Annotated in this window: 15 protein-coding genes; 10 read left to right on the forward strand and 5 right to left on the reverse strand. The window is 68.9% G+C overall.

From position 1 onward, the window contains the following. Positions 1–48: 48 nt before the first annotated feature. The 4 genes from ROA7023_RS13910 to ROA7023_RS13925 form a co-directional block, all read right to left on the reverse strand. The gene (locus ROA7023_RS13910; protein ID WP_085879646.1) at positions 49–2205 is read right to left on the reverse strand and encodes an efflux RND transporter permease subunit; all 2157 of its coding nucleotides are present in this window, start codon (positions 2203–2205) and stop codon (positions 49–51) included. Positions 2206–2491: 286 nt separating this feature from the next. Next, a complete protein-coding gene (locus ROA7023_RS13915) occupies positions 2492–2779 on the reverse strand; it encodes a sll1863 family stress response protein (protein ID WP_085879647.1) in 288 nt (95 codons plus the stop codon). 107 nt (positions 2780–2886) lie between these two features. Beyond that, a complete protein-coding gene (locus ROA7023_RS13920; protein ID WP_085879648.1) occupies positions 2887–4491 on the reverse strand; it encodes an alpha-amylase family glycosyl hydrolase in 1605 nt (534 codons plus the stop codon). Then, entirely contained in the window at positions 4488–6188 is a 1701-nt protein-coding gene (locus ROA7023_RS13925) for an alpha-glucosidase (protein ID WP_085879649.1), read from the reverse strand. Before ROA7023_RS13925 ends, ROA7023_RS13920 begins: the two co-directional genes overlap by 4 nt. Positions 6189–6572: 384 nt before the next feature. Here ROA7023_RS13925 and ROA7023_RS13930 point away from each other — a divergent pair, with 384 nt between their 5' ends. From ROA7023_RS13930 to ROA7023_RS13970, 9 genes are all read left to right on the forward strand, one after another. Further along, positions 6573–7232, forward strand: coding sequence for a TetR/AcrR family transcriptional regulator (locus ROA7023_RS13930; protein WP_085879650.1), 660 nt, complete (start codon positions 6573–6575; stop codon positions 7230–7232). Positions 7233–7282: 50 nt separating this feature from the next. After that, entirely contained in the window at positions 7283–8620 is a 1338-nt protein-coding gene (locus tag ROA7023_RS13935) for an enolase C-terminal domain-like protein (RefSeq protein WP_085879651.1), read from the forward strand. Positions 8621–8781: 161 nt separating this feature from the next. Further along, the gene (locus ROA7023_RS13940; RefSeq protein ID WP_085879652.1) at positions 8782–9801 is read left to right on the forward strand and encodes a Bug family tripartite tricarboxylate transporter substrate binding protein; all 1020 of its coding nucleotides are present in this window, start codon (positions 8782–8784) and stop codon (positions 9799–9801) included. Positions 9802–9945: 144 nt separating this feature from the next. Beyond that, a complete protein-coding gene (locus ROA7023_RS13945) occupies positions 9946–10371 on the forward strand; it encodes a tripartite tricarboxylate transporter TctB family protein (RefSeq protein ID WP_159458518.1) in 426 nt (141 codons plus the stop codon). Then, the gene (locus ROA7023_RS13950) at positions 10368–11888 is read left to right on the forward strand and encodes a tripartite tricarboxylate transporter permease (protein WP_085879654.1); all 1521 of its coding nucleotides are present in this window, start codon (positions 10368–10370) and stop codon (positions 11886–11888) included. The genes ROA7023_RS13945 and ROA7023_RS13950 overlap by 4 nt, the downstream gene beginning before the upstream one ends. After that, positions 11881–12750 carry a sugar phosphate isomerase/epimerase family protein gene (locus tag ROA7023_RS13955; protein ID WP_085879655.1) on the forward strand — a complete coding sequence of 290 codons (870 nt, stop codon included), beginning with the start codon at positions 11881–11883 and terminating at the stop codon, positions 12748–12750. Before ROA7023_RS13950 ends, ROA7023_RS13955 begins: the two co-directional genes overlap by 8 nt. 96 nt (positions 12751–12846) lie before the next feature. Then, positions 12847–14010, forward strand: coding sequence for a Gfo/Idh/MocA family protein (locus tag ROA7023_RS13960; protein ID WP_085879656.1), 1164 nt, complete (start codon positions 12847–12849; stop codon positions 14008–14010). Next, complete coding sequence (locus ROA7023_RS13965) at positions 14007–15155, forward strand: dihydrodipicolinate synthase family protein (RefSeq protein ID WP_085879657.1); 1149 nt, start codon at positions 14007–14009, stop codon at positions 15153–15155. Before ROA7023_RS13960 ends, ROA7023_RS13965 begins: the two co-directional genes overlap by 4 nt. Beyond that, positions 15152–15979: a sugar phosphate isomerase/epimerase family protein gene (locus ROA7023_RS13970; RefSeq protein ID WP_085879658.1), complete on the forward strand. Its 828-nt coding sequence runs from the start codon at positions 15152–15154 to the stop codon at positions 15977–15979. The genes ROA7023_RS13965 and ROA7023_RS13970 overlap by 4 nt, the downstream gene beginning before the upstream one ends. A gap of 58 nt (positions 15980–16037) precedes the next feature. On the opposite strand, the gene ROA7023_RS13975 is transcribed toward ROA7023_RS13970, so the two are convergent. Continuing rightward, the gene (locus tag ROA7023_RS13975) at positions 16038–16643 is read right to left on the reverse strand and encodes a MarR family winged helix-turn-helix transcriptional regulator (RefSeq protein WP_085879659.1); all 606 of its coding nucleotides are present in this window, start codon (positions 16641–16643) and stop codon (positions 16038–16040) included. A 108-nt stretch (positions 16644–16751) separates the two neighbouring features. Between ROA7023_RS13975 and ROA7023_RS13980 the strand changes: the two genes are divergently transcribed. Beyond that, positions 16752–18269 carry an MDR family MFS transporter gene (locus tag ROA7023_RS13980; protein WP_234992227.1) on the forward strand — a complete coding sequence of 506 codons (1518 nt, stop codon included), beginning with the start codon at positions 16752–16754 and terminating at the stop codon, positions 18267–18269. Positions 18270–18492 lie beyond the last annotated feature (223 nt).

An 18492-nucleotide genomic window follows, 5' to 3' on the forward strand; every position in this document is an offset into this window, starting at 1 on the left:
CCTGCCCGCCTGACCCGGCCAGCGCCTGATCGGCCACCGGCCTGCGCGTCATTGCAGCCTGACGCCCCGCGCCCCCCAGATCAGCAGGCTGGGGAACAGGAACAGGTCCGTGACCAGCGCGATCACCAGAACCGCCGCCGTCAGCTGGCCGAAGATCGACACCGTCGGCAAGGTGCTGAAGATCGTTGTCCCAAAGCCGGCGAACAGCACCAGGCTGGTCCCGACGATTGGCGCCACCGAGGTCTCGAGCGCCGCCGTCATGCTGGATCTGTCCAGCGGGCGGCCCCCGCGGCAGGCCAGTCGAAGGCGGTTCAGAAGGTGGACGGTATCGTCCACGGCGATTCCGAAAGCGATGGTGAAGGCCATGGCGCCGACGATCGTCAGCGGCCGGTCGGTCAGCATCAGCCATGCCTCCACCCCGAGGATCGGCAACAGGTTGGGCACCAGCGCCAGCACCGCGACCCGGAGCGAGCCCAGCAGCCAGCCCCCCAGAAGCGGCAACAGCGCGATCGCGATGTAGAACGACAGCCGCAGGTCCCGGACGACCTGCGGAAGCTCGGTGCTGGCCATCAGCGAATAGCCGGCGATGCGGGCCTCGGGCAGCCCCTCGGCCGTCAGCGCGGTGCGGGTGTCCTCGGCGGCGGCGAGGATCTCCGCGCCGCTTCGGCCCAGTGGCCCGGCAAGCGGCAGGGCGAAATCGGCGCCGTTGGCGGCCTCGAACCGGCGCAGGAGGGGCTGACCGCCGGCGGGGCCGGCCCCGTCCGGCACGATCAGCCCCCCGTCGTCATAAAGCGCCCGGCTCGCCCGGGTCAGCATCGCGCTGTCGGCCGCCGAAACACCTGGCTCGGTGTCCGCCGCGGGCAGCAGCACATAGGCGAGGTCGCTGCCCGGCAGCGCGCCCGCCATATCCGCGATGGTCCGGTGCAGGGCGCTGTCGCGGGGAAGGTGATCGGCCAGGCGCGAGCCGATGACCGTCCGCGACTGGGCGACCAGCAGCAGCGCCAGCAGGCCGAGGGCCAGCACCGACACCAGCCGCGGCGCCCGAAGAACGCGGGTCGCGGCGGCGGTGACCTGCGCAAACATCAGCGCAGGCGCCGCGGTCAAGGCGCCCCGGCCCAGCATCGCCAGCGTCAGCGCCGGCAGGACCAGGTAGACCGCAAGCACCGTCATCCCGACGCCCAGCGCCCCGGCATAGGCGACATTGGCCAAAGTCGGAGAGCCCACCGCCCGCAGGCACAGGAATGCCAGCGCCGTGGTGAGCGCGGCCAGGATCACCGCCGGCATGGTCTCGTGCAGGCCCCGGGCCAGGGCGGTGGCCACCGGCACGCCCGCATGGCGCTGCACCGCGTGGTGGACATGCACGCAGCCCGCCACCCCCAGCACGAGAACGATGGGCGGCACGATCGCCATCAGCGGGTCGAGCGGCAGCCCCAGCAGCGCCATCAGCCCGAAGGTCCAGGCCAGCGCCGCGATGCTCGGCACCGTGCACAGGACCGCCGCCCGCCAGGACCGGAAAATCAGCAAGGCGACAATCGCGCAAAGCAGCGTCGAGGCCGGAGTGATCATCGCCTGGTCGCGCACCAGCCCGGCCCCGATCTCGCGCTGCATGGCGGCGATCCCGACCGGCCGGATCCGCAGCCCCGCATCGGCCAGCGCCAGCTCGGCGGCCAGCGCCTCGTGCCGCGCCCCGGGCGGCATGGACAGATCCGGCAGGACCGTCAGCAACACGGCGCGGCGATCCTCGGACACGAGGTATGGGCCCAGCGGCGAGGCGGTGCGCAGCGCCGACAGCCTCTCGTCCGGCGGCAAGGCCCCGATGTCCGGCCGCGACAGGAAACCGGGGGCAGCACCGTCGGGATCGGGCACGGCAAACGGGCTCAGCACCCCGCGCACCCCGTCGGTCAGCTGCAGTCCGACGACCAGATCCTCGAGCGCGGCGAAGCTATCCGCCGTGCCGAAATCCGCCGCCTCGACCAGAAACCCCTCGTCCTGCGACGGGCTGCCGAAACGCGCCTCAAGCTGTTCATAGGCGGCAAAGGCCGGGCTGGTGCCGCGGATCGCGCGGGCGATGTCGCCGGTCACCTGCAACCGCGTCACAGCGATCACCACACAAAGCGCCGTCAGGGCGGCGAGGACCGCTGTGACCCGCGCCGGCCGATGCAGGACATGGTCCAGAATTGCAGGCCCCTCCGCTGATCCGACCATCGAGCGTTAGAGCATCGTTTTCGCGCTGTCTATCGCCATGGCAGGGGCCCAAAGGCCGGCATGGGCCTGCGGAGCTGCGGTCGGCGCCCCCGTCGCCGAGGCCGAAGATGGGTCGGACAAGCGGCGATCCGGGCGACAGCGGCCGCGAAATCGCGTGGACCGGGGCGCCGCGCGGCCCCGCCAGGCGCGGAGGATCACACTGTCGGATCGCGGCCCCGGGCGCCCGTGCAAGGCGCAGAGCGGGGCAATTGGGGCGCAAGGGACGGCCCCCCTGCGCCCCGCGTCCTCACTTGAAGCGGGACATCGCGTCGCGGAACGAGGACTGGATCTCGGTCCAGGATTTGTCGAACCCGGCCTGCAGGTCGTCCCAGGCCTGATCCCCAGCCTTCTGCATCTTGCGCAGCTGATCCTCGGCCTCGTCGCGCTGCTTGCGCATCTCTTCCAGATGCTGCTGATACTTGATCTTGGTGTCGGCCTCGGCCTCCTTCATGCGGGCCTGAAACTTGTCAATCTCCGCATTCCATTGGTCGATCTGGGCCTTTGTCTTCTCGACATATTCCTGACGATCAGCCACGGCATCTCCTCCCGTAAAGTTGCAGTTTGCGGGACGACACTAGCACAATCCAACCGCGAGCGATGCCCCCTTCCGGACAGATCGGGGCGCGACCGGCCGGGCTGCGGTCAGGCCGGGCGGAGGATCACCGCCTCATCGGGGCCAAGACGCAGGTCCGTGACCACCGTCCCCTCGCGGCCGGGAACCGAAGAGAGCCGCACGGTGCCCCCCACCCCGGCGGGCCGGTCCTCGCCCGAGAAGTTCAGGCAGACGACCAGCCTGTCGCCCCCGGCCCGACGCTCAAAGACAAGCACGTCGTCGGTCGCCGTCAGCATGCGGTAGCTGCCATCGGTCAGCGCGACCTCGGCCCGCCGCAGGGCGATCAGCGACCGGACGAAAGTCAGCATCGTCCCCGGCGCGCCCTCCTGGGTGGCGACGTCGCCCTCGGGCGGCAGGAACACCGGCAGCCACGGGCTGGCCGCGCTGAAACCCGCGTTCGGCGCCCCGGACCACGGCATCGGCGTGCGCACAGGGTCCCGCCCCAGCCCGAGCCCCGGCACCTGCTTTTCCCAGGGGTCCTGGACGGCCTCGGGCGGGATCTCGGCGCTTTCCATCCCCAGCTCGTCCCCCTGGTAGAGCGTGGGCGTCCCGCGCAACGTCAGCAGCAGCGCCGCCGCCACCCGCGCCTGCGCCGCCCCAACGCGCGAGGCGATGCGGGCCACGTCATGATTGCCCAGAACCCAGTTCGGCCAGGCGCCCTCCGGCAGGGCGGCCTCATAGGTCTCGACCAGCCCGGCGATCCCGTCCGCCGACCAGGGCGCCCCCACCAGGCCGAAGTTGAACGGCAGCTGGAACAGGTCGAGATCCGGCCCGTAGTAGCGCATCACGTCCTCGAGCGCCCCGTTGGTCTCGCCGATCAGGACGCGGCCCGGAAACGCGTCCGAGACCTGCCGCATCAGGCGCACGATCTCGTAGCATCCCGGCGTGTTCTTGGAATGGACCTGCAGGAGGCTGTGCGTCGGACCCATGTCCGGCGTCCAGTCCGGGTTCGGGGGATTGTCGCCGGCATCGACCTCGGGCGCGATATGGGTGATCGCGTCGACCCGCAGGCCGTCCACGCCGCGGCCATACCAGAAGCGGATGACGTCCAGCATCGCCGCCCGGACCTCGGGGTTTTCCCAGTTCAGCGCCGGTTGTTCGGACAGGAAGGTGTTGTGGTAATACTGCCCCGTGGCCGCGTCCCAGGTCCAGGACGGGCCGCCGAATTCGCTGATCCAGTTGTTCGGCGGGCTGCCGTCGGGCTTGGCGTCGCGCCAGATGTACCAGTCCCGCTTCGGGTTCCGGCGCGAGGCGCGGCTCTGGATGAACCAGGGGTGCTGGTCCGAGGTATGGCTGGGCACGAAATCCAGCAGGATCCTCAGGCCCTTGCCGTGTGCAGCCCGAACCAGCCGGTCGAAATCGGCAAGGGTGCCGAACATCGGATCAATGTCGCGATAATCGGTGATGTCGTAGCCGAAATCGACCATCGGCGAGGGAAAGATCGGCGAGATCCAGATCGCATCCACCCCGAGCGCCACGAGGTAGTCGAGCCGCGCCTCGATCCCGGCCAGGTCGCCAATACCGTCGGCGTTCGAATCCTGGAACGATCGCGGATAGACCTGATAGACGACGCCCGCCTTCCACCACGCCGCGTCCGACGCGGCCGCCCGAACCTGTTCCTGTTCCAAGGTCATGTTGCACCCTCCGTTTGCGTATCGCGTTCGCCCCGCGCCGCCAGCAGAACGGCGACGGCCTCGAACGGGGCCAGCGTGATCCGGCCCGACAGCTCGGACCGCGGCGCATGATTGGCCACAAGGCAGGTGCCGGCGCCCGCCAGCCCGTCGGGCACGTCGAACTCTGCCGGGGTCCCCGTGAAATTGGCGATCACCGCGACCCGCTCCCCGTCGAGATCGCGGGCGAAGGCGAACACCGCAGGGTTGTCCTGCGCAAAGGACAGGTAGCGCCCGGCGACGACCACCGGCCGCTCGCGGCGCAGCGCGATGAGGTTGCGGTAGAAGGCGAAGATGCCGTCCGGGTCGGCGCGGTCGGCCGCCACGTTGATCGTCCGGTGGTTCGGGTTGACCTCGATCCAGGGGGTGCCGTCGGTAAAGCCCGCCTGGGCGCCGGCCGTCCATTGCATCGGCGTGCGGGCATTGTCGCGGCCGTTCTCGTTGGCTCCGGCAATGAAGGTCTCGGGGGCCATCCCGGCCGCCACCTTCCCGGTGTATTGGCGCAGCGTCTCGACGTCTCGGAACTGGTCTATCCGCTCGAACCGGACATTGGTCATGCCGATCTCTTCGCCCTGGTAGACGAAGGGCGTGCCCTTCATCAGGTGGATGACCGTGGCCAGCATCTTGGCCGAGGCCACGCGGAATGTGCCGTCGTCCCCGTATTTGGAGACCTGGCGCGGCAGGTCGTGGTTGCTCAGGAACAGAGAATTCCAGCCATCCTCGGCCATCACCCCCTGCCAGGTCGCGAAAATCGCCTTGAAACGCCGCAGGTCGAAGGGCTTGGGCTTCCACTTGCCGGCGACCTCGTCCTCGAAGGCGGTGACGTGGTTGAACTGGAACACCATGTCGAGCTCGTGGCGGTCGCGCCCGCAATAGGACAGCGCCGTCTCGGGGCTGACCGACCAGCTCTCGCCCACGGTGACGACGTCGCGACCGGCAAGCGTCTCGCGGTGCATTTCCTGCAGGAAGCCGTGCAGATACGGCCCTTCCTCGTAGACGCCCGCGTCCACGTCCTTGCCGATCACGCTGATCACGTCCATCCGGAAGCCGCCGATACCCCGGTCGAACCACCAGTTCATCATGTCGTAGATCTCGCGCCTGAGCTCGGGGTTCTGCCAGTTCAGGTCGGGCTGCTCGGGGCTGAAATGGCCCAGGTAATAGCGTTCCACCTCGGGCACCCAGGTCCAGGCCGAGCCGCCGAAGCAGGCCTGGTGATCGCTCGGCGGGCCGCCGTCCGGCGCGGCGTCCCGCCAGATGTAGAAGTCGTGCTCGGGTGCGCCGCGCGAGGCGCAGGCGGCCCGGAACCAGTCGTGCGCCGACGAGCTGTGGTTGACCACGAGGTCCATCACGATCCGGATGTCGCGGGCTTTCGCCTCGGCCACCAGGCGGTCGAAATCCTCCAGCGTGCCGAACTCCGGGGCGATGTCGCGGTAATCCGAGATGTCATAGCCGTTGTCGGCCATCGGCGAGGCATAGACCGGCGACAGCCAGATGAACCCGATGCCGAGGTCGCGCAGGTGGTCGAGCCTCGAGATGATGCCGGGGATGTCGCCGATCCCGTCGCCGTTGCTGTCGCAAAAGCTGCGGGGATAGATCTGGTAGCCGGTCGCGGTCTTCCACCAAGGCGCCATCTGCTGTCCGGCGACGGTCGTTTCGGTCATGGCGGGATCTTTCGCTTTGAAGGGCAGTCAGGCGCCTGCGCGGGCACCGCCGGTCATTGATCGGACACGCCGTATCGGATGCCGCCGGGGTGTTCAACGCGCGCCCCCCCGACATCGCCGACCGCGCAGCAGTCAGGCACCGGCGGTGACCGGTTTGCAGGCAGGGCGCACCCGGCCCGCCGCGGTCTTGATCGCGGGGCAAACCCGTAAGGACGCCGGCGGGCCCGGCCGACCCCCCCCCCCCCCCCCCACCCCCCCGCCAGACCGGGTGCGGAATTTGTCACGAGATGACTACCGATTGGTAGCCAAAGACTGGCGCTGTCCATGCTCCGGCCATATGGTGAACGTGTTTGCCCGGTGGCGGCGGAACGAAGAAGGATGACGATGGCAGGGCGCAAGGAAGAGCTATCGGGAAAACCGAAGCCCCGCAAACGCGACGCCTCCCGCTCGCGCGGGTTGATCCTGCAGGCGGCGCTCGAGGAGTTTTCGGAGCACGGACATTCGGGCGCAAGGGTTGACCGGATCTCGCGCAGGGCGGGGGTCTCGAAGCCGCTGATCTACGATTACTTCGGCGACAAGGACGCGATCTATGCCGCGGCGCTCAAGGAATCCTACGTCCAGATCCGGCAGGCCGAATCCGAGCTCGATTTCGATTCCGTGGACCCCGAAGAGGCGATCCGCAAGCTGGTGCGCTTCACCCTCGGCCATTTCCGCGAAAAGCCCTGGTTCATCGCCATGCTGAACACCGAGAACCTGCGCGGCGGCTCGACCATCCGCACCCTGGAGGATGCCGCCGGGGTGCAATCGGTCCTGCTTCAGCGCCTGACCGAGATCCTGCGCCGCGGGGCCGACCAGGGCGTCTTTCGCGACAATGTCGATCCGCGCGACTTCTACGTCTCGATCGCGTCGTTGTGCTGGTTCCCGGTGTCCAACCGGTTCACCCTGGCCTCCGTCTTCGGCCTGGAGATGGATGATGAATGGTATGCGCAGCGGGCCGAGACCGCGGCGGAAATGCTCGTGGCCCATCTCAAGAACCCCGCCTGATCCGCCACAGGGCCGATCGCCCCCCCTTCCCTCCCCCAAAGGACCCCGCCATGAAGCTCGAGATCATCAGCGTCCGCACCGCGGAGCGGCCCGTCACCCTCCGCCTGCCCTTCCAGTTCGGCAATACCGAGGTGCGGCGCACCGCCGAGGCCTATGCCGAGGTCGCCGTCCGGGTCGGCGGCGAAACGGTCACCGGCAAGTCGGCGCAGCTCATGGTGCCGCGCTGGTTCGACAAGCGCGCAGAGCTGAGCAATGAGGACACGGTCGACGAATTGCGCGAGACGGTGGCCGCGGCTTCGGCGCTGGCACAGGGAATGACGGGCACGGTCGCGGGCCTGTCCGGCGATTTGCGCGGGGCGGTGCCCGCACGGCTGCCCGACGACTTGCCGCCCCTGGCCGCCGGGTTCGGGCCCGCCCTGATCGAGATGGCGCTGATCGACGCTGCCTGTCGCGCGGCGGAGCTGCCGTTCTGGCAAGCGGCCCGCGACGATCTGTTCGGCCTGGTCGCGCAGTGTCCGCCCGACCTGTCGCCGGACGCGCTGCGCGACGCACTCTCCGGGATCGGGGCGCCGGGGCGGCTGACCATCCGCCATACGATCGGCTTCGACGCGCCCCTGGTGCGTGCGCCCGGCGAGGGGCCGCAGGACGGCCTGCCCGTCTCCTTGCAGGAGATCATGGCCGAAACCGGCATCCGCGCCTGGAAGATCAAGCTCAAGGGCGCACCCGAGGCCGACCTTGCCCGCCTGCGGGCGCTGGCGGAGCATCTTGACCGTGGGCCGGACTATGCCGCGACGCTCGATGCGAACGAGCAATACACCCCCGACCACTTCCGCGATCTGCTGCAGGGGCTCGCGCAAGATCCCGCCCTCGCCCGCCTGCGCAGCGCGCTGAGGTTCGTTGAACAGCCCTTCGACCGCGCGGTCGCGCTGCAACAGGATGCCCGCGACTACGACCTGCCGCTGGTGATCGACGAAAGCGACGGGTCCGACGGGGCCTTTGCGCAGGCGCTGGCCGGTGGCTGGTCCGGCACCTCGATCAAAAGCTGCAAGGGCGTTCTGCGGGCGCTCGTGAACATGGCCCGCGCCCGGGCGGCCGGCGCGATCCTCTCGGCCGAGGATCTGACCTGTCAGCCGGGCCTGTGCTGGCGCCAGGACAGCGCGATGGCCGCGGCCTGCGGCGTGCTGGACGCCGAGCGCAACGGCCACCATTTCGCCGGCGGCATGCAGGGCGCGACAGAGGCCGAAATCGCGGCCACGCTCGGAACCTTCCCCGAGATGTTCGGCGCCGGCGCCTCCGGCCGGCCGGCCCTGAAAATCAAGGGCGGCGCGGTGGATATCCGGGCGCTCGACCGGGCCGGTTTCGGCGGATCCGAGATCGTCACGCTCTAGGTCCAGCCCGGGTCTTTCAGGGGCCAATTCCTCTTCGTCGAAGGTGCGCCGGCCCACGCCCGACAGGCGTTTGCGCCGCCCCTGCGCCAGCGCGGAAACACAGCCGTTGACTCACCTCGTAATACAAGTAACCTACTAGTAGGTAGCTACGGGAGGAACCAATGCCTACAACGTCAAAAGCGGCCCTGATCGCCGCGATTTCGGTGCTCTGCACCCCCGCGTTCGCGCAGGATTCGGGCTATAGCTGGCAGCCGGATCGCCCGATCAACATCATCGTGCCATGGTCCGCCGGCGGATCGACCGACCAGGTCACGCGCGTGGTCGCACCGATTCTCGAAGAGGCCCTGGGGGTCGAGGTCGTGGTCGTGAACCAGCCCGGCGCGTCGGGTTCCATCGGCACGCAAGCCGCGCTCGACGCCGAGCGTGACGGCTACACCTGGACCGCCAACGCGATCGCCAACAACGCGACCTACGCGATCACCGGCCTGCTTCAGGATACCTCGATCGAGGATTACCACATCTACCTGAGCGTCGCGAACGTGCCGGTCGTCAGCGTCAACACCGATTCTCCCTATCAGACCTTCGACGATCTGCTCGAAGGGATGCGCAGCGGCGACGTGACCGTCGGCACGGCCGGGATCAACAGCTCGGGCGGGATGGCCCTTGCCGCGATCAAGGAAGGGTTCGGAGAAGAGTTTCCGGGCGCCCGGATGATCACCTACGACGGCGGCAACCCCGCCGTGATCGCCACGGCGAGCGGCGAAGTCGTCGCCACCACCCAGCTGGCCGTCGAACAGGCCGAGATGATCCGCGCCGGCCGGCTTCGCGCCCTGACGGTGCTTTCCGACCGCGAGCTGGTGATCGGCGACACGCCGCCGATCCCGCCAGTGACCGACTTCGACCCCGATTTCCACGTGGCCCCCGATTACTTCGGGATCTTCATCCCGGTCGGCGCCCCGCAGGAGGTCTATGACACCATGGACCAGGTCTGGGCCGATCACGTGATGGACAGCGAGGCGGTGCGCACCTACGCGTCCTCCAACGGTGCGGTCTTTGCCCCGTCCTACGGCGAAGATGCCCTGGACGCCGCGATGCCGGTGGTGATCGGCGAGGCCTGTGCCCGCGTCACGCGCGGCGAAGCCGTGGTCGATCCGTCCGAGCTCGGGATCACCTGCCCCTGATACGGGCAGAAACCCAGATGGCCGGCGCCCGATCGCCGGCCATCCATTCCCCCCGCGGCGTCACAGAATATCGAGGTTAACACTGTGCGAATGGCGACAGCCGACCGGATAACCGCGGTCGTTTTCTTCGCTTTGGGTATCGCCATGCTTGTCGGCGGATACACCATGGACCGGCTGCCGATCCGGCAGATCCACCCCCTGTCGATCCCCGGCCTCGTGCCGATGATTCTGGGGGCGCTGCTGGCGCTTTGCGCGGTGCTGCTGCTGTTCCAGGCCGGCGACAGGGAAGAGTCGAGCCCCGAAATGCTGATGGTCGGCGGCTCGATCACCCGGCTGGTGCTGACAATCGTGCTGACCGTGGGATACGGCGCGATCATGGTCGACCGGCTGCCGTTCTTCTGGGCCACCGCGATCTTCATCACCGCGTTCATGCTGGTGTTCTCGTGGTCGGCGGCCAGCGACGGCCGCGCCCGCGCCGTCGTGATCGCGAAATCCGTGGGCTTCGGCGGGATCGCGGCCTTCGGCATCGTGATGCTGTTCCAGGAAGCCTTCCTGGTGCGCCTGCCATGACCGCGCTCTCCGATCTCGGCTCGGCCCTCTGGGCGCTGAGCACGCCGATGATGCTGTTCCACGTGGCCTGGTCGATGCTGCTGGGCATCGTCGTGGGCGCCCTGCCCGGCCTGACGGCCACCATGGGCGTGGCGCTGATGGTGACCCTGACCTATTCGATGGACACGACCGCGGCGATCCTGGTGCTGATCTGCATGTATGTCGGCGCGATCTACGGCGGCTCGCGCAGCGCGATCCTGCTGAACATCCCCGGCACCCCGGCCAGCGCGGCCACCTCGCTGGACGGCTATCCGCTGGCGCGGGCCGGACGTGCGGGCCAGGCGATGGGGCTGGCCACGGCGGGGTCGATGCTGGGCACGCTGGTGGGCATCCTGGTGATGGTCATGGTAGCGCCCCTGCTGGCCGAGCTGGCGCTGGAATTCGGCAGCTACGAGATGTTCTGGCTCGCGGTCTTCGGTGTGCTGATCTCGGGCCAGCTTACCGTCACCAACGCGCCGGTCAAAGGCTATATCGCCGGGATCCTCGGCCTGATGGTCGCGATGATCGGCTCCGAAGGGCTGCATGCCTACGTGCGCTTTTCGCCGACCCAGCAGATGAACGGCGGCATCGGGTTGATCCCGGCCATGGTCGGGGTCTTCGGCCTAGCCGAGGTCATGACCGCGATGTGGCAGCGCCAGGGCGTGCTGGCCGCGGCAAGGGACAAGTCCGACCGCATCGTGCCCTCCTTCGGCGAGGTCTGGCGCTATCGCGCGACGGTCCTGCGCTCTGGCGTGATCGGCACCATCGTGGGCGTGATCCCCGGCGTCGGCGAGGACATCGGCGCCTGGGCGAGCTATGCCACCGCCAAGCGCCTGAGCAAGAAGCCCGAGGAATACGGCCAGGGCAGCACCGAGGGGCTGATCGCTGCCGAGACCGGCAACAGCGCGGTGGTCCCCGGCTCGCTCATCCCGGCGCTGACGCTGGCGGTGCCCGGCTCGGCCTCGGCCGCCGTGCTGATCGCCGCGCTCTTCATCCACGGGATCCGGCCCGGCCCGATGATCATGATCGAACAGCCCCAGTTCATCTCGACCATGGGCGCGATCCTGATCCTCGCCGTCATCGCCATGACGATCTACGGCATCACGATGACCAGGCTTTTCGTGCAGGTCCTGCGGGTGCCCTATGCCTACCTGATGCCGCTGGTCTTCACCCTCTGCGTGGTGGGCACCTACGCCCTGTCGCAGCGGATGTTCGATGTCTACGTGATGATCATCTTCGGCCTCGCGGGCTTCGTGCTGCGCCAGATGAAATACCCGATGGCGCCGCTGGTGCTGGGTATCATCCTGGGCACGATGCTCGACACCAACCTGCGCCGCAGCCTGATGCTGGGCAACGGCGACCTCTGGCCCTTCGTCACGCGGCCGATTTCGGCGGTCTTCGTCGCAATCATCGTCATGGCGATCCTGCTCAACTTCGGGTTCACGCGGCGCTTCCTTGCCGGCATCCGGGCCCGCGTGATGCGCAGAACCGATGCTTGAGCTGACGCTCTGCAACGAGCTTCTGGCGGCCGAGGGGCTGACCCTGGCCGAGCAATGCGCGGTGGCCCGGGACCTGGGCTATGTCGGGCTGGAGCTGGCGCCGGCCACCTTGGGCCCGGTCCCGCACCTGCTGGAGCCCGCCGTCCGGGCCCAGATCCGCGCAACGGTCGAGGCCGCCGGGCTGCGCGTCACCGGGCTGCACTGGTTGCTGACCGCCTATCCGCAGCTGTCGGTGACCGACCCCGCCGCGCACCAGGAGACGTCCGAGGTTCTGATGGCGCTGGTCGGGCTTTGCGCCGACCTCGGGGGGGCGGTCATGATCCACGGATCGCCGAAACAGCGGATGCGGCCGGAGGGCATGACCGACGCGGATCTGCGCGAAAGCCTCGCCGCGTTCTTCGCCCCCGTGGCCGACGCGGCCGCCGGGCGGGGCATCACCTATTGCATCGAGCCCCTGTCCCGCGCCGAGACCGATGTCATCACCACCGTCGCCGAGGGCGCGGCCCTGGTCGATCTGGTGGACAGCCCCGCCTTCCGCACGATGATCGACATCTCCGCCGCCGGTCAGACCGAACCGCCGGTCGCCGACCTCATCCGCGCCTGGGTTCCGGGCGGCAAGATCGGCCATATCCACGCCAACGACACCAACCGCGGCGCCCCCGGCATGGGCGACGATCCCTTCCCCGAAATCGTGGCCGCGCTGGACGCCACAGGCTGGCGCGCACCCGTGGGGGTGGAGCCGTTCCGCACCCTGATCGACGCGCGGGTCACGGCCGCCGTCGGCGCGGCCACGCTGCGGGCCTGCGAGCGGGCCCTGCCGCGCCCCGCCCCGCGCCCGGGCACGCCCCGCACCCAGACATGACAGGGCCGCGAGATGAAACGATATTGACAGCAAAAGCCTTTTTACCTACCAGTTGGTAATAAGGGAACGAGCGACGCGATCAGGAGAATTCAGGCGATGGAACGAACGAAACGCATTGGCATCATCATGCACGGGGTCACCGGGCGGATGGGTATGAATCAGCACCTGATCCGGTCGGTTCTCGCGATCATGGCCGAGGGCGGCGTCGCGCTGAAAGACGGCACCATGCTGATGCCCGATCCGATCATCGTCGGACGCAACGCCGACAAGATCGAGGCGCTGGCGAAGAAGCACGGCGTCACCCGCTGGACCACGGACCTCGAGGCGGCGCTCGCCGATCCCGAGGACGAGATCTTCTTCGACGCCGCCTCGACCGCGATGCGCCCCGGCCTGCTGCGCCGGGCGATCGACGCGGGCAAGCATGTCTATTCGGAAAAGCCGGTGTCGGAAGGTCTGGACGAGGCCGTGGCCATCGCCCGGCACGCGCAGGCCAAGGGCGTCAAGAACGGCATCGTGCACGACAAGCTGGACCTGCCGGGGCTGCTGAAGCTCAAGCGCCTGCGCGACCTGGGCTTTTTCGGCAAGATCCTCAGCGTGAAGGGCGAATTCGGCTATTGGGTCTTTACCGGCGACGACCTGACGCCGCAGCGGCCCAGCTGGAATTACCGGGCCGAAGATGGCGGCGGCATCATTTCCGACATGCTCTGCCACTGGCGCTACGTGCTCGACAACGTCATCGCCCCGGTGAAATCCGTCAGCTGCCTGGGCTTTACCCATATCGACAGCCGGCTTGACGAAAGCGGCGACCGCTACACCGCAACCGCCGACGATGCGGCCTACGCGACCTTCCTGCTCGACGGGCCGGACGGCGATATCGTGGCCCATATCAATTCCAGCTGGTGCACCCGCGTGCGGCGCGACGACCTGGTGACGTTCCAGGTCGACGGCACCCATGGCTCTGCCGTGGCCGGCCTGCACAAGTGCTACAGCCAGCACCGGGTGAACACGCCCAAGCCGGTCTGGAACCCCGACCAGCCGCAGACGCTCGATTTCTACGAGGGCTGGGACGAGGTGCCCGACAACACGGTCTACGACAACGGCTTCAAGGTGCAGTGGGAGCAGTTCCTGCGCCACGTCGCCGAGGATGGCCCCTGGTCCTACACCCTGGTCGAGGGCGCCAAGGGCGTGCAACTGGCCGAGGCCGGCTACCAGAGCACCAAGGAGCGACGCTGGATCGACATCGAGGATCTGGGGCTATGAGCGGCACGACCCTGAACCTGCCCGGCGGTGCCGTCACCCTGACGGCGGGCCCCGCGGCGCAATCGGGCGGCGACTGGACCCGCACCGCCTATGCCGCGACGCATATCGTGGCCGACCCGTTGGCGGACTGCGACCCCTGGCTCGACGCCGCGATCGACTGGGACCGGACGCTGGCCTTCCGCGATCACCTCTGGGGCCTCGGCTTCGGCGTGGCCGAGGCCATGGACACCGCCCAGCGCGGCATGGGCCTCGACTGGCCGACATCGCTCGAGCTGATCCAGCGGGCGACACGGGCCGCGCAGGCCGGCGGGCACCTGATCGCCTCTGGCGCCGGGACCGACCACCTCGCGCCGGGACAGGACGTGACCATCGACGACGTGATCGCCGCCTACGAGATGCAATGCGAGGCGGTCGAGGCCGCGGGCTCCCGCGTGATCCTGATGGCCTCGCGGGCGCTGGCTGCCGCGGCGACGGGCCCCGAGGATTACGCGCGCGTCTATGACCGCGTCCTGTCGGGCCTCGCACAACCCGCGATCCTGCATTGGCTGGGCGAGATGTTCGACCCCGCGCTCGCCGGCTACTGGGGCAGCGCCGACACCGACGCGGCGATGGACACCGCCCTGCGCGTGATCGAGGCCAATGCCGCCAAGGTCGACGGGATCAAGATCAGCCTGCTGTCGGCCGACAAGGAAATCGCCATGCGGCGGCGGCTGCCGGCCTCGGTCAAGATGTATACCGGCGACGATTTCAACTATCCCGACCTCATCAAGGGCGACGACCAGGGCCATTCCCACGCGCTGCTGGGCATCTTCGATCCCATCGCCGGCGCGGCCGCGCAGGCGCTGTCGCAAATGGCACGCGACGACATGGCCGGGTACGAGGCGACCTTCGCCCCCACCGTCCCGCTGTCGCGCCACATCTTCAAGGCGCCCACGCGGTTCTACAAGACCGGCGTGGTGTTCATGGCCTATCTCAACGGCCACCAGGACCATTTCACCATGGTCGGCGGGCAGGAGAGCACACGCTCCACCCTGCACCTCGCCGAGCTGGTGCGCCTGGCCGAGGCCGCCCGGCTGTTCACCGATCCCGACCGCGCCGCGGCCCGGGTGCGCCATGTCATGGCCGCGCGGGGTGTCGAGGCATGACCGGCGTTCCCGCCAGCCGCCTGTCGCTGAACACCGCGACGGTCCGCGAACAATGGAGCCTCGCGCAATGCATCGACGGGGTTGCCCGGCACGGGCTGGGCGGCATCTCGCCATGGCGCGACAAGTTGCAGGAGATGGGCGCCGAGGCCGCCGCGCGGGCGATCCGCGAGGCCGGAATCGGCGTCTCGGGCCTCTGCCGGGGCGGGTGGTACACCGCCGAGGGCAGCCTGACCCAGGCCGTGCGCGACGACAACCGACGCGCGGTGGACGAGGCCGCGACCATCGGCGCCGAGTGTCTGGTCATGGTCGTCGGAGGGCTGTCCCCGGACAGCCGCGACCTGCCCGCCGCCCGCGCCCTGATCGAGGACGGGCTGGCCGACACGCTGGACTACGCCCGCACCGTCGGCGTCAGGATCGCGATAGAGCCGCTGCACCCGATGTATTGCGGCGACCGGTCGGCCATGTCCACCACCGGTCAGGCGCTGGATATCTGCGACCGGCTGGGGGACGGCATCGGCGTCGCGCTCGACGTCTATCACATCTGGTGGGATCCGCAGATCGAGGCCCAGATCGCCCGCGCGGGTCGTGACAGGCTGATGGCGTTCCACGTCTGCGACTGGCTCGTGCCGACCCGTGACCTGCTGCTGGACCGCGGCATGATGGGCGACGGTGTCATCGACATCCCGCGCCTGCGCGGGCTGGTCGAGGCGCAGGGCTTCGACGGGCTGGTCGAGGTGGAGATCTTCTCGGCCAAGGATTGGTGGACGAAGGACCCCGACGCCGTGCTGCAAGAGATGATCGCCCGCGGCGCGACCGCCTGCTGACCGCGCGGGGCCCGGTGCCCCTGCCCCGGCATAGAGCCTGCCGGCTGCGCGACGCGCCCTAGCCGGGCGTCTCGGCGTCCGACCCGAGGCTTTCCCGCAGGCCGGCGATTTCGGCCGCGATCCGGTCGCCTGGCTGTTCCGAGGCCTCCGACCAGGCCGAAAACCGCTCCAGCAGCGGGATGAACGCGGCAAGCTCCGCCTCGGTCCAGTCCTTCAGGAAACTGCCGAGGATCAGGAACTTGTAGTGCCGCACCGCGCGGACGATGCGGTCGCCTTCGGCCGTCAGCTCCAGCACCGCGCGGCGGGCGTCGGCCTGGCTCACCGCCCGGCGCACAAGGCCGAGCCGGATCAGCTCGGAGGTCAGCCTGCTGGCCCGTGACGGGTCGATCCCAAGTCGCGTCGCCACGGTCGAGACCATGACCTCGCAGCCCGGGTCCTCGCCGAATTCCTGCGCCGGGCCCCAGACCGCCATCAGCACGTCCAGCAGCGGCATCTCCAGGGTCAGCCCGAGGTCGGCCAGGGCCCGCTGGCCCAGCTCGCGTTTGATCACCCGGCGGCGCCAGTGCTGCATGATCGCGTCGAGCTCCAGCGCCGACCGGCTGACCGCCTCGTCGATCCCGGCCTTGCTCAGCTGGTCCGTCAGCTCGTCTTCGCGCTCGGCCACGATGTCCCTCCCAATTACGTGATGTTGACATACATATGCCCTCGGCACATATCCGCAACAAGACCGTTGCTGCATGAGCTGCAATCCGGCAGCCACAGGAGAGTTCAAGTGACCAATGCGACACAAGAGACACCGACCGACACGGGGACGCGGGCGCCGCAGACCCGGATCGCCTTAGCCGCCGTGGCGGTGACGCTGCTGTTCGCCTCGCTGGGCCAGACCATCGTCACCACAGCGATCCCCACCATGGCCGCCGATCTCGGCGGCATGGACCAGATGACCTGGGTCATCACCGCCTACCTCTTGGCGTCCACCATCGGTGCGCCGATCGCGGGCAAGCTGGGCGACCTCTACGGCCGCAAGCTGGTGGTCCAGATCGGGATCATGGTGTTCCTCGCTGGGGCGACGCTGGCCGGGCTGGCCCAGTCCATGGGCGTGCTGATCGCCGGCCGCGCGGTGCAGGGGCTTGGCGGCGGCGGGCTGATCGTCGTGTCCATGGCGGTGGTCGCCGATGTCCTGCCCGCCCGCCAGCGCGGCCAGGCGCAGGGCCTGCTGGGCGCGGTCTTCGGCGTCTCGACCGTCATCGGCCCTCTGGTCGGCGGCTTTCTGGTCGAGGCGCTGAGCTGGCACTGGATCTTCTTCGCCAACTTCCCGATCGGCCTTCTGGCGCTGATCGTGCTGCACGCCGCCCTGCCCAACGTAAAACGCGAGGGGCCGGTCAAGCTTGACATCGCGGGGGCGTTCCTCTTGGCGACCTTGCTGTCGGTGGCGGTCCTGGTATCGAACCTGGGCGGGTCGGTCCTGTCCTGGGGCAGTTCCGAGATGATCTGGCTGATGGCCTTCGGCCTCGCCGCGCTCGCGGGCTTCATCGCGGTCGAGAGCCGCGCGGCCGAGCCCGTGCTGCCGCTCAGCCTCTTCGGCAACAACACCTTCCTGATCGTAAACACGGTCGGGTTCATGGTCGGCGTGGCGATGTTCGGCACGATCACCTTCATGCCGCTCTACCTGCAGGTCGTGCAGGGCGTGTCCCCGTCGCTGTCCGGGCTGTTCCTGACGCCGATGATGGCCGGGCTCATCGCCTCCTCAGCGGGCGCTGGACGGGTCATGAGTCGCACCGGCCGCTACAAGTGGATGCCTGTCCTGTCGACCGCGCTACTGGCGCTTGCGATGCTGTCGCTCTCGACGCTGTCGGCCAGCTCTTCGCTATGGACGGTCGCGCTGTCCATGGTCCTCGTCGGGCTGGGGCTGGGGCCGGTGTTCTCGATCGGGGTCGCGGCGATCCAGAACGATGTGCCGCGGCACATGCTGGGGGTGGGGACCGCAAGCGCCAACATGTTCCGCCTGATCGGCGGCTCCATCGGCACGGCGGCTTTCGGCGCGTTGTTCAGCGCGAACCTCGCACGGAACCTGGACGGTCACCTGCCCTCCGGCACCCTCGATGGCATCGGGTCGATCAGCGCCGACATGGTGGCGCGCCTGCCGGTCCAGACCCAGCGCACGGTCTTCGCCGATTTCTCGGCCGCGCTGCACCCGGTTTTCTGGATCGCCGCCGGGCTGGCCGTGGTCGCCTGCATCGTCTCGATGCGGCTCCGGGAAGTGCCCATGACGGACGGCTATTCGAGCTAGTTCGGACACCCGATCGGCGCGGACGCGCCCGCGCGGGCGCCGTTCCGGCCGCCGGGGCGCCTCCGCGATGTCTTGCGGGTCGGTGACAGCCGGGCTCTTGCCCGCTTTGCGCCGCCTTACGCCGCCTCGCAGCAAACATCTGAAAAACATACGAGTCTCCGCCCCGGGCCTGAAACCCGGTGTGCGCCGCGCGACGATCCCTGCCGGCCCGGGCCGGGGCGAT

Source organism: Roseisalinus antarcticus (assembly GCF_900172355.1).
GTDB classification, from domain to species: domain Bacteria; phylum Pseudomonadota; class Alphaproteobacteria; order Rhodobacterales; family Rhodobacteraceae; genus Oceanicola; species Oceanicola antarcticus_A.